The sequence below is a fragment of the Stenotrophomonas sp. YJH_SMC_133 genome (assembly GCF_059370655.1).
Genome location: NZ_JCAFTW010000014.1, coordinates 35,122 through 46,824, shown reverse-complemented (window position 1 = coordinate 46,824; position 11,703 = coordinate 35,122). Strand labels below are relative to the sequence as shown.

The following is an 11,703-nucleotide window of genomic DNA, read 5'->3' as shown; positions in this document are numbered from 1 at the left end:
ACGGAGGGAATTAAGTCGTTTATGGCACAAACGACTTAATTCCCTCCGTCCCCTTTTCCCAGATGCCGGCCAGCGGCCGGCACTACCGTATGGCGGTCAATCGCCCAGAAGCGCGGTGTTGCGTACGGCGCCCTTGTCGGCGCTGGTGGCCAGCAGGGCGTAGGCCTTCAGCGCGCTGGTGACCTTGCGTGGGCGCGGCGCGCGCGGCTTCCAACCACGCGCATCGGCGTCGCTGCGGCGCTGGGCCAGCGTGGTCTCATCCAGCAGCAGGTCGATTCGGCGGGCCGGAATGTCGATGCGGATGCGGTCGCCATCTTCCACCAGGCCGATGACACCCCCGCTGGCGGCTTCCGGCGAGACATGGCCGATCGACAGGCCGGAGGTGCCGCCGGAGAAGCGGCCGTCGGTGAGCAGTGCGCACTGCTTGCCCAGTCCCTTCGACTTCAGATAGCTGGTCGGGTACAGCATTTCCTGCATGCCGGGGCCGCCCTTCGGGCCTTCGTAGCGGATCACCACCACCTCGCCCGGCTGCACTTCGTCGGCGAGGATGCCGGCGACGGCGGCGTCCTGGCTTTCATAGACACGCGCGGGACCTTCGAACACATGGATCGATTCGTCCACGCCGGCGGTCTTCACCACGCAGCCATCCACGGCCAGGTTGCCGCGCAGCACGGCCAGCCCACCTTCCAGCGAATACGCATGCTGCAGCGAGCGGATGCAGCCCTCGGCGCGGTCTACGTCCAGCGTCGGCCAGCGCGTGGCCTGGCTGAAGGCCTCCTGGGTGGGGATGCCGGCCGGGCCGGCCTTGAAGAAGGTATGCAGGGTGTCGTTGTCGCTGCGCACCACGTCCCAGCGTTCCAGTGCTTCGGCCAGGCTGGCGCTGTGCACGGTCGGCACCGTGGTTTCGAGCAGGCCGGCGCGGTCCAGCTCACCGAGGATGCCGAACACACCGCCGGCGCGATGCACGTCCTCGATGTGGTACTTCGGCGTATTCGGCGCCACTTTGCACAGCTGCGGTACGCGCCGCGACAGCGCGTCGATGTGGGTCAGGTCGAAGTCGACCTCCGCTTCCTGCGCGGCGGCCAGCAGGTGCAGGATGGTGTTGGTGGAACCGCCCATGGCGATGTCGAGGGTCATCGCATTGGCAAACGCCGCCTGGGTGGCGATGCCGCGCGGCAGCGCGCTCGGGTCTTCGCCGCCATACCAGCGATGGCAGAGTTCGACGATCAGGCGGCCGGCACGGCGGAACAGCGCCTCACGGTCGGCGTGGGTGGCCAGCGTGGTGCCGTTGCCGGGCAGTGACAGGCCCAGTGCTTCGGTCAGGCAGTTCATCGAGTTGGCGGTGAACATGCCCGAGCAGGAGCCGCAGGTGGGGCAGGCGCTGCGTTCGAACGCTGCCACCTTCTCGTCGGAAGCGCTGTCATCGGCAGCCACCACCATCGCATCGACCAGATCCAGCTTGTGCTCGGACAGCTTGGTCTTGCCCGCTTCCATCGGCCCGCCGGAAACGAACACCACCGGGATGTTCAGGCGCAGCGCGGCCATCAGCATGCCGGGGGTGATCTTGTCGCAGTTGCTGATGCACACCAGTGCGTCGGCGCAATGCGCGTTGACCATGTACTCCACGGCGTCGGCGATGATCTCGCGGCTGGGCAGCGAATACAGCATGCCGTCGTGGCCCATCGCGATGCCGTCGTCCACGGCGATGGTGTTGAATTCCTTGGCGACGCCGCCGACCTGCTCGATCTCGCGCGCGACCAGCTGGCCGAGGTCCTTCAGGTGCACGTGGCCGGGCACGAACTGGGTGAAGGAGTTGGCGATGGCGATGATCGGCTTGTGGAAGTCGCCGTCCTTCATGCCGGTGGCACGCCACAGGGCGCGGGCGCCGGCCATGTTGCGGCCGGCGGTGGAGGTGCGGGAACGGTATTCGGGCATGGCTGGCGGAACGGGCGGGCCGTACGACGTGGGGGTCAGCCGATCATGGCCAATTTTTTCGGTTGCTGCTGCAACCACCGGGGAGAGAGCGGCAGGGCTGCGCCCTGCACCCGGGGTAGTGCCGGCCGCTGGCCGGCAACCTCAACAGCAACAGCTGGGCTATCCGTGGGATGGCGGGGTGGGTCCGGCTGCGGGGGACGGCGCAAGTACGTCCATGTAGCCTCGGTCGCGCCATCCATGGCGCTCACGCCCCCGCAACCGGACCCACCCCGCCTTCGACAGTTTCCTGCGATCTGACGGGGTCGGATCCCGTTGCTGCGCGACGGGCTCTGACCCCCGATTCCTGATTGGAGCGACGAAAATGAAAGTCCGTTCATCTTTCGGACTTTGCCGATTCCGGTTGCTGGTCCGGATTTGGCATCATTGGGGCATTGATCCGTCGACAGGGCATGAGGCCATGAAACGTTCCCGCACCACCGCGCTGCTGCTGATGAGCGCCGCGCCGCTGCTGTTCACCGCCTGCCAGAAGGAGCCGGAGGTGAAGGTGCAGGAAGGCCTGTACACGTCGGTCGAGGCCTGCACCGAGGCCACCGGCGATCCGTCGTCGTGCCGCAATGCCTTCGCCGAAGCGCAGAAGCAGGCCGCCGATGCGGCGCCGAAGTACGCCAGCAGGGAAGCCTGCGAGAAGGATTACAAGCCGGAGCAGTGCGTGCAGCAGCACACCTCGGCCGGTACCTCGTTCATCGGCCCGATGATGATGGGCTTCTTCATGTCGCAGATGCTGAGCAACCGCGGAGGCCTGGCACCGCAGGCACCGGCATCGGCGCCGGCCTACCAGGACAAGAATGCGGGTTGGGCGCGCCCGGCACCGGGTGGCACTGGTGGCCTGAACACCGCCAGCGGCATCGGCGCGGGCAAGGCCGGCCTGGCCCCGGTCACCAGCGAACCGAACCGTGCGGTCACTGCCAGCCGTGGTGGCTTCGGCAACACCAGCGCGCGTCGCAGCAGCAGCGGCAGCTACGGCGGCTGATCGACCCATGCAGCGCATCCGGATTGCCGAGCGTGCCCAATGGCGGGCGCGCGCGGAAGAGGCAGGTTTCCGCTTCCACACCATCGACGGCCAGCCGTACTGGGACGAAAGCGCGTACTACGCGTTCACCCTGCGCCAGATCGAGCAGGACATCGAAGACCCCAGCGCCGAGCTGCACCAGATGGCGCTGGACCTGGTCGGCGATGTCATCGCCAGCGAACGCTTGATGGACCAGCTGGCGATTCCGTCGCATTACCGCGACTGGATCGCCGACAGCTGGCGCCAGCGCCAGCCGCATCTGTACGGTCGCCTGGACCTGGCCTACGACGGTACTGGCCCGGCCAAGCTGTACGAACTGAACTACGACACGCCGACCTCGCTGTTCGAGGCCAGCTTCTTCCAATGGCAGTGGCTGGAAGACCAGCGCAACGCCGGTCGCCTGCCGCAGCACGCCGACCAGTTCAACGCGATTCACGAAGCGCTGGTCGAGCGTTTCGGCGAACTGGCCACGCAGCTGCCGCCGCCGCTGTACTTCAGTGCCGTGGGCAGCTCCGAAGAAGACCGCGGCACCGTCGACTATCTGCGCGACTGTGCATCGCAGGCCGGCCTGCATGGCCAGGCCATCGCCATCGAGGACATTGGCCTGTCCGAGGACGGCCGCTTCACCGCGCTGGACGATTCGGTGATCGGCACGCTGTTCAAGCTGTATCCGCTGGAAGACCTGATGGCCGAGGAATTCGGCCGCGCGCTGCCCGGCTCGGGCGTTCAGCTGCTGGAGCCGGCGTGGAAGGCGGTGTTGAGCAACAAGGGCATCCTGCCGCTGCTGTGGCAGCGCAACGTGGGCCATCCGAACCTGCTGGAAGCGCATTTCGATGACGGCAGCACGCTGGCGTCGGGCTGGGTGCGCAAGCCGCTGTTCTCGCGCGAAGGCGCGAACATCGAGATGCATCTGGCCGATGGCAGCACCCAGCGCAGCGACGGTCCCTACGATGGCCCGGCGATCATCCAGCGCGCCCATCCGCTCACCCGCTTCGAAGGCGGCTATCCGCTGATCGGCAGCTGGGTGGTGGGTGACCACGCCTGCGGCATCGGCATCCGCGAAGACGACAGCGCGATCACCCGTGACAGTGCGCGCTTCGTGCCGCATGCGATCGTTGACGAGGCGCCGACGCGGATCTACGTCTGATGGCGGTGCGGCGTTGGCCTGGCCGGCATGGGCGTTCTTCGCCCGTGCCTGGCCGGCACTTCGATGACGGGCGCAGCCTGCAGGCCTTCGCGGACCGTGTCGCGGTGCGTTGCCATCGCTGCGACACCCCCGGCTGGGTGGTCGCCAGCTGGGAACCTTACCGGTGGACCGCGCGATTCCGCTGCACCGGCTGCAGTTCTGCACTGGACAGTGGTGACTGGGTCGGTGCGGTCTACATGCTGGGCCGCCAACCTTGTGGATTCTGTGGGCATCAGTGGCTGCACGTGCGTCGTCGGGTTCCCGCTGGCGTTCCTGCACCGGCGTCCTTCGCTGCTCGATGTGCGCAATGTGATCGCAGTACCGATGTTTCGGTCTCGGTGCGTCCATTGCGTGATGCCGAGCCTACCGATCCGCACTTCGGATTGCCGCTGTGCCTGGTCGAACAGACCCGCGCAGGCCTGCTCTGGGCCTATAACGCTGAACATCTGCACGCATTGCACGAGTACGCGAGCGCGACATTGCGCGAAAGCCGCGGCCATCACCGATCCATGTTCTCGCGCCTGCCGCAGTGGATGAAGCTGGCCCGCAACCGGGTGTTGCTGCAGCGCGCGGTGGAGCGATTGCAGCGGCGATTGCTGCAGGGGTAGTGCCGGCCGCTGGCCGGCAACCGTTGCTGGTAGATGCCGACCCTGGTCGGCGCTGTGGGTTTCGTGCCAACCAAGGTTGGCACCTACCAGAGCGATGTGTCGGTAGTGCCGGCCGCTGGCCGGCAACCGCTCCCGGTATCAGAGCAACCCTTCGCGCTTCACCGCCAGATAGCGCTCCACCAGTGCACCGGGCAGGGCGTCGGCGGTCACGTCCAGCACCATCACCTTCTCGCTGCGCAGCGCTTCATGCGCTTTCGCGCGCTGCTGCAGGTACAGCGCCGCGGCGCCGGCCTGTGCCGCGTCCTCCAGCGACTGCACCTCTTCATCGAGGACAGCATCCAGTTCGCGCTCGCGCAGGCTGGCCACGCACACCAGGTGGCGTTTCTGCAGCAGGCGCACCGCCGCCAGCAGATCCTCGATGTCTTCGTCGCGCACGTTGCTGACCAGCATCACCAGCGCGCGCCGGCGCTGGCGCAGCGACACTTCGGTGGCGGCGGCCAGGTAGTCGGTGGCCACCGCGCGCGGCTGCAGATCGTAGCTGGCACGCAGCAGGTGCTCGACCGTGCCCATGCCACGCTGCGGTGCCACCCAGCGGCGCTCGCCACCGGTGGCGAACAGGCCGGCAGCATCGCCCTGGCGCAGCGCCAGGTAGGCCACCACCAGAGAGGCGTTCAATGCATGATCGAAGTGCGAGAGCCCGCCTTCGCTGGCCAGCATGCGGCGGCCACTGTCGAGCATCAGCAGCAGCTGCTGGTTCTTCTCGTCCTGGTACTCGCGCGAGACCAGCTTGCGCGCACGCGCGGTGGCCTTCCAGTCCAGCTGGCGCAGGCTGTCGCCGATGCGGTACTCGCGCATCTGGTGGAAGTCGGTGCCTTCACCACGGCGGCGCTTCACGTGTGCGCCGACCAGCCGCGAGGCCTGGTCGGCACTGAACAGGGCGAAGCGAGTGAGCGGTACGAAGTTCGGATAGACCCGCACGTCCAGCACGGGAGGCAGCGTGCGTTGCTGCCACCACAGCCGCCATGGCGAGCGCATGCGCAGGTGCACGCCGTCGAAGCGGAAGCGCCCGCGCTGCAGCGGCTGCAGGTGGTAGTGCAGGGTGGACGCGCTGCCGGGCTTCAGGCGCACGCGCTGCGGCAGCGACTCCAGCGGCCAGCCGCCGGGGACCAGGTCGAACACCTGCACCGTCATCGATGCGTCCGCCTGCAGCCGCAGCGCGGCCTCGCGGCGCACGCCCAGTGCCAGCGCTTCGGGCAGCTCACGCTGGATCTGCGGCGATGGACGCCGCGTCTGCCGCCACAGATCCATCAACGCTGGCACGGCAATCGCCACCGCCGCCAGCGCCCAGCTCCAGCGCGGCAGCAGGCCGCCCAGCACCAGGCCACCCAGGGCGGCCCAGGCCAGCAGCAGCGCCAGCAGCAGCGGGGCCGGCCTCATCGGCGCGGTGCTTCCACCTTGGCCAGCAGTGCACCCAGCACGTCGTCGGCGTCCTGGCCTTCGATCTGCAGTTCCGGTGCCAGCGCGATGCGATGGCGCAGCGCGGGGCGCGCGATGTCGCGCACGTCGTCGGGGGTGACGAAGTCACGGCCGGCCAACACCGCCTGCGCGCGCGAGGCACGTACCAGCGCGATGCTGCCACGCGGGCCAGCGCCGACCGCGATACCCGGCCACTGCCTCGTGGCCGCCACAATCCGCACCGCGTAGTCGATCACTTCGTCATCGACGGTGATCGCCGCCGTGGCACGTTGCAGTTCCAGCAGTTCGCCGGCACCGAGCACGCGCGGCACCTGGCTCAGGTCGAAATCGCTGGCGGCGCGGCCGCTGGTGATCGCGGTCACCATGCGCTTCTCGTCCTCCAGCTGCGGGTAGTCGATCAGCACCTTCAGCAGGAAGCGGTCCAGCTGTGCTTCGGGCAGCGGGTAGGTGCCTTCCTGCTCCAGCGGGTTCTGCGTGGCCAGCGCCATGAACGGCGGCGCCAGGGTGAAGGCCTTGCCTTCGATGGTCACCTGGCCTTCCTGCATCACTTCCAGCAGCGCCGACTGGGTCTTGGCCGGTGCGCGGTTGATCTCGTCGGCCAGCAGCAGGTTGGTGAACACCGGGCCGCGACGGATCTTGAAGCTCTCGCTCTTCGGGTCGTACACCGCGTGGCCACTGACGTCGCTGGGCATCAGGTCGGGGGTGAACTGCACGCGGCCGTAATCCAGTTCCAGGGCCTGTGCCAGCGCGCGCACCAGCAGGGTCTTGCCCAGCCCGGGCACGCCCTCGATCAGCACGTGGCCACCGGCCAGCAGGGCCACCAGGATCTGGTCCAGCACATCAGCCTGGCCGATGAAGGCGTGGCCGACGGCATCGCGGATGGCATCGACGCGTTCGATCAGGCGGGCGTTGGCGGCCGCCGGCAGCTCGGGGACTTCGGTCATAGCAGGGATCTCATCTGGAGCAGCAAGCGGATGCGCTCGCGCAGGGCGGAGGAATCGTGCGGCGGAGGGGGCGTGAGCGCGCTGGCAACGCGGCCTTGCGGCCACTTCAGCAGCTCGGCGATGGCCTGATCGCGCGGCGCACCATCCAGTGCGGCGGCAATCGGTGCGCGCAGGCGCAGGCGGTGCAGGAACAGGGCGAGTACGGCCTCGTACAGGCGCGCGCCGTGGCCGAAACGCAGCAGCAGTTCACCACTGGCGCGCACGTGCTCCAGCAGCGAACGGCGTTCCAGAACCGGCGACGGCAGCAGGCTGCCGAAGCGCTGCGAGCGGCCCCACAGCCAACCCAGCAGGGCCAGCAGCAACGGTGCCCACAGCGGCCAACCCTGATAGAACATGCGCGACCACAGCGACGGCGGGCGGCTGGCATAGACCAGCCAGACCGCACCCTTGCCGTAGTTCGGATCGAGCAGGTAGCGGGTCAGGTCGCGATGCGACGCGTCGTGCAGGCCGTCGCTGGCCTTGCCCCCTGCGGAGGCCAGGCGCGCCGCCGGTGAGTCCACCTCGCTGCGCATGAACTCCATGTCGGCCAGCACGCTCACCTTGCCCTGGCCATGGCGCAGGCGCGCGAACACCAGGTCGCGATCCGTGCCCCAGCGACGTTCGGCCTGCGCACTGGCGGCAAAACCCAGGGTGAAGCGACGGCCACCGCAGAATTCGACGTGGCCAGGATCGTCGTCGACATGGAACGGCTGGCAGTCGCTGCGCTGGAACAGGCTGTCCACGCCCAGCCGGTCCAGCAAGGGGCCCTGCGTGCTGCCGGCATCGTCCTCGGCCGGCGGCGGTGTACGTACCAGCAGGTGGCCGCCACCGTCGACCCAGTCCAGCAGCGCGCTGGCAACGGGCGGCGGCAGTTCGCTGCTGTCCTGCAGCAGCACCACCGTATCGTTCGGCCCCAGTGCCATCTGCTGCAGTTCCAGCCGTGGCCGCGAGTGCACGTCAATGCCATCGGCGCGCAGCGCCTGGCCGAGTACGTACAGCGGGTTGTAGGCGGCTTCGCCCTGTGGCGGCAGCCGGATCGTCTCGGTCACCCGTTCGTGCGTGCGCAGGTAGAGGATGGTCAGCGGTACACCGAACAGCACCAATGCACCGAGCAGCAGCGACCAGAACAGGCGCGGACTCATGCCTGCCACCCGTACTGCTGGCGCAGGGTATCGGCCAATGCATCGAAATCGGCGCGGCTGGGCAGGCGGCCACCGTAGGCGGCGTACTGCCACATGCGCACGATGCGCGCGAATAGGTCACGGTCGCTGGCCTCGGGCATGCGCCGCGACGCGCGCAGGCATTGCGCTTCGGTGGCACCGGGTGGAAGCGCGATACCGCTGCGCTCGCCCACCGTGCGCACACTGGCGCGGTACAGCAGGGCCAGCGCCTGCCGCGGCCGGCCCTGGTCCCAGAGCAGGCCAGCCTGGGTGGCCACGTCCGGCGGCAGCACCACCGGCAACTCCACCTGTTCCTCCAGCACCTCCGGTGCAGCGTCGGCCTTGCGCCGGCCACTGCCACGCAGCCATGGCAGCCACAGCCGCGCGGTCAGCAGCAGCACCAGCAGCAGGATGCCGAGCAGGCCCCACAGGCCCCATTCGGCCAGCCGTGCCAGCCAAGCGATGCCGTCCCTGCGCGCTTTGCGTTCACCTTTGCTGTTGGTGTCACGCTGCAGCTGCTTGTCTTCCTTCTTTTTTTCCTCGGCCTGCTCGATCGGCTTCCAGCGGGTGACCTCGCGGGTCGGGCGCTGCAGCGGGTCCTCATAGGCGCGGTTAACCGCTTGACGGAAACCGGCGGTGTCCACCGGCGTGCCACCGAAGATCGTTGCCGGCGTGTCGGCCGGGTCGATGGTCGGTGCTTCGTTTCCTTCCTCGGCGTCGATGCCATGGTCGTTGGGCTTGCCCATGGCACGTTCGGGCTCGGCATCTGCGACCTGCGCGTGCACCGGGGCGGAGACCAGTGGCAGTGCCAGGCACAGCAGCAGCGCCAGCGTCGATGCCGCCGGCAGCAGGCGATCGCGCAGGCGGCGCAGGGCGATTTCGACGTCCCAGGCTTCCATCTGCGTACGCCGGTTCAAGTACAGGCCAAAGCCCGCACCGACGAAGAACGGGCCGATCAGCGCCGAGGCCAGCCAGTAGGCCAGATTGAAACCGAAGCGTGCCCATGCCGGCGTGTCCTTGCCGATCATGTCCCACGCCGCACGCCAGGATTCGGACATCAGGTCCAGTGGCATGAACATGAACACTGCACCGATGGCACCAGATACCAGCACCGCTTCGAACGCCATGCAGGTCACGGTCAGCACTGTCGCCGCACCTGCGGCGCCGGCAGCCACCGCACGGCGGCGTGGACCGCGCTGACCCGGTGCGTTGCCTTCCAGCAGGTTCACCGGCAGGCACAGGCTGCGCAGCACGCTGAAGCGACGCCAGCCCAGGTAGCCCCAGGAACCAGTGTTGCCCCAGTGGCGCTGCGCACGCAGGGCCGAAAGTGTGCTGACCGGTTCGCCGAAGATGCCGCGCGACAGCACATACAGCGGCGCACGCTCGAACAGTGGCTTGCACCACCACATCGCCAGCCAGGCCCAACCGAAGGCATCCAGCCACCATCCCAGCCCGTTGAAGATCACGAACAACGGAGCACTGGCCAGCAGCCAGCTGCCCCACACGGCGCGCGCATGGCGGCGGGCGAGGGCACTGCCCAGCTCCATCGCTTCCCAGCCGCTGCGTGCACGCAGCACCACGTCCAGACGGTCAATGCGCATGGCCGCCTCCACGCCCGCCACGCCATAGCCACAGCAGCACGCCGGCCCAGAGCACTCCGGCGACGCCGAACTTGGTCCATGCGGGGACTTCGGCGATCGACGACCAGAACGCTTCGATGAAGGCTGCGACCAGCAGCATGAACGCCACGCCCAGGCACAGCCGCGCACCGATGCGGCCACCGTCGACCAGCGCGTCCAGGCGGCTGCGCCGGCCCGGTGCCAGCAGCTTCATGCCCAGCTGCAGGCCGGCACCGCCGGCGATCACGATCGCGGTCAGCTCGAACGCGCCATGGCCGGCCACGAAGCGCCAGAATGGTCCACCGTGTCCGATGTGCTGCAGGTGGCCGGCCACCGCGCCGATGGTGACGCCGTTGAACAGCAGCACCAGCAGCGTACCCAGCCCGGCCAGCAGGCCGCTGGCGAAGGTGCGCAGGGCAATGCTGATGTTGTTGAGGATGTAGTGGCCGAACATCATCCAGTCGGTACCGCTGTCGCGGCCCAGTCGTTCGGCGGCAGGGTCGTACATGCGCTCCATCGCGGCGATCTGGCGGTTGTCCATCAACGTATGGATCAGGTCCGGGTAGACCTGTACAAGCACGAAGCAGGCGATTGCCGGCAGCGCGAACATCGCCAGCGCCACCCACATGCTGCGTGCCTGGCTGCGCACGAGCAGCGGGAAGTCGGCCACCAGGAATTCCAGCGCGGCGCGCCAGCGCGTCGGCCGTGTGCGGTACAGCACACTGTGGCCCTGCTGCATCAGCTGCTGCAGGCGCTGGACCAGCTGCGGGCTGTAACCGCGCTCGCGGGCCAGCGCCAGCTGCTGGCACAGGCGCCGGTAGCGCTGCGGGACGGCGGTATCGTCCAGTGCCAGGCCGCTGGCCTTGCGGCGCGCGCGGCGCGAGGCGCCGGCACGCAGCAGCAGCCACTGTTCCAGCTCCTGCCATTCCTGCTGGTAGCGGGCGACGAACTGTTCCTGTTTCATCGCCGCCCCAGCAGCCAGTTGGCCATGGCGTACAGGCGCAGCACGGCGACCTGGCCGTGGGTACCGGTCAGGGGCTCGGCAATGCCGGCCAGCTCCTGCTGGCGGGCCGCCGACAGCCGTGGCGCGCGCTCGGCGAAGGCCATCAGCGCGGCCTGTTCCTCCGGCCGCAGTGGCTGCGGCGGGGCCAGCACGCTGTCGATGGTAGGTGGCGGCGGCAGGTACAGCACAGGCGCGTGCACCACCACGGTGCCGGCCACCAGGTCGCCGAGGCGGCGGCCGTGCGGATCGAACAGGCTGCTGACCAGGCCCAGTGCATAGCCGAACGGCAGCATGTCCACCGTGCGCAGCAGGTTGCGGGTGATCGCCGCCATCCAGCCCACGGGCGCGCCATCGCGGGACAGCACGCGCAGGCCCAGCGCGCGCTTGCCCAGGGTACGGCCCCACAGCGCCTCGCACACGATCGGGTAGACCCAGTAGACCAGGAACATCAGCACCAGGTTGAGGCCGGAGCCGAATTCGTCCAGCACCGCCAGCGGAATCGCCATCAGCACCAGTACCGCGATGCGCACGCCAAGATCGACCAGCCAGGCCATGGCCCGCGGCAGCGGTCCGGCTACCGGCAACTGAAGCAGCACACCCTCCGGCGTCACCACCTCACGGTAGGTATCGAGCATCGGTGCGGCCATCAGCGCGGTGGCCTTCG

The 11,703-nt window shown here is 68.5% G+C and carries 10 protein-coding genes; 3 read left to right on the top strand and 7 right to left on the bottom strand.

Translation table 11 applies throughout. The features are described from left to right. Positions 1-96: 96 nt before the first annotated feature. A complete protein-coding gene (gene ilvD, locus AC5P78_RS18580; RefSeq protein ID WP_049397685.1) occupies positions 97-1,935 on the bottom strand; it encodes a dihydroxy-acid dehydratase in 1,839 nt (612 codons plus the stop codon). A gap of 457 nt (positions 1,936-2,392) precedes the next feature. Between ilvD and AC5P78_RS18575 the strand changes: the two genes are divergently transcribed. Genes AC5P78_RS18575 through AC5P78_RS18565 form a run of 3 tightly spaced genes read left to right on the top strand, consistent with a single transcriptional unit; the run spans position 2,393 to position 4,798 of the window. Continuing rightward, positions 2,393-2,965, top strand: coding sequence for a DUF1190 domain-containing protein (locus AC5P78_RS18575; RefSeq protein ID WP_005411539.1), 573 nt, complete (start codon positions 2,393-2,395; stop codon positions 2,963-2,965). Between the two features lie 7 nt (positions 2,966-2,972). Continuing rightward, a complete protein-coding gene (locus AC5P78_RS18570) occupies positions 2,973-4,151 on the top strand; it encodes a glutathionylspermidine synthase family protein (RefSeq protein WP_049397686.1) in 1,179 nt (392 codons plus the stop codon). Further along, entirely contained in the window at positions 4,151-4,798 is a 648-nt protein-coding gene (locus AC5P78_RS18565; protein ID WP_049397687.1) for a hypothetical protein, read from the top strand. The genes AC5P78_RS18570 and AC5P78_RS18565 overlap by 1 nt, the downstream gene beginning before the upstream one ends. 138 nt (positions 4,799-4,936) lie before the next feature. Here AC5P78_RS18565 and AC5P78_RS18560 read toward each other — a convergent pair whose 3' ends face one another. From AC5P78_RS18560 to AC5P78_RS18535, 6 genes are read right to left on the bottom strand one after another with little or no spacing between them, the layout of a single operon-like run. Beyond that, the gene (locus tag AC5P78_RS18560) at positions 4,937-6,235 is read right to left on the bottom strand and encodes a DUF58 domain-containing protein (RefSeq protein WP_049397688.1); all 1,299 of its coding nucleotides are present in this window, start codon (positions 6,233-6,235) and stop codon (positions 4,937-4,939) included. Then, on the bottom strand, positions 6,232-7,218 hold the full coding sequence (locus AC5P78_RS18555; RefSeq protein WP_005411535.1) for an AAA family ATPase: 987 nt from the start codon (positions 7,216-7,218) through the stop codon (positions 6,232-6,234). The genes AC5P78_RS18560 and AC5P78_RS18555 overlap by 4 nt, the downstream gene beginning before the upstream one ends. Next, positions 7,215-8,399: a DUF4350 domain-containing protein gene (locus tag AC5P78_RS18550; protein ID WP_049397689.1), complete on the bottom strand. Its 1,185-nt coding sequence runs from the start codon at positions 8,397-8,399 to the stop codon at positions 7,215-7,217. Before AC5P78_RS18550 ends, AC5P78_RS18555 begins: the two co-directional genes overlap by 4 nt. Beyond that, complete coding sequence (locus AC5P78_RS18545) at positions 8,396-10,018, bottom strand: DUF4129 domain-containing protein (protein ID WP_323157139.1); 1,623 nt, start codon at positions 10,016-10,018, stop codon at positions 8,396-8,398. The genes AC5P78_RS18550 and AC5P78_RS18545 overlap by 4 nt, the downstream gene beginning before the upstream one ends. After that, a complete protein-coding gene (locus AC5P78_RS18540) occupies positions 10,008-11,000 on the bottom strand; it encodes a stage II sporulation protein M (RefSeq protein ID WP_005411532.1) in 993 nt (330 codons plus the stop codon). Before AC5P78_RS18540 ends, AC5P78_RS18545 begins: the two co-directional genes overlap by 11 nt. Continuing rightward, on the bottom strand, positions 10,997-11,686 hold the full coding sequence (locus AC5P78_RS18535) for an RDD family protein (RefSeq protein ID WP_005414811.1): 690 nt from the start codon (positions 11,684-11,686) through the stop codon (positions 10,997-10,999). The genes AC5P78_RS18540 and AC5P78_RS18535 overlap by 4 nt, the downstream gene beginning before the upstream one ends. Positions 11,687-11,703 lie beyond the last annotated feature (17 nt).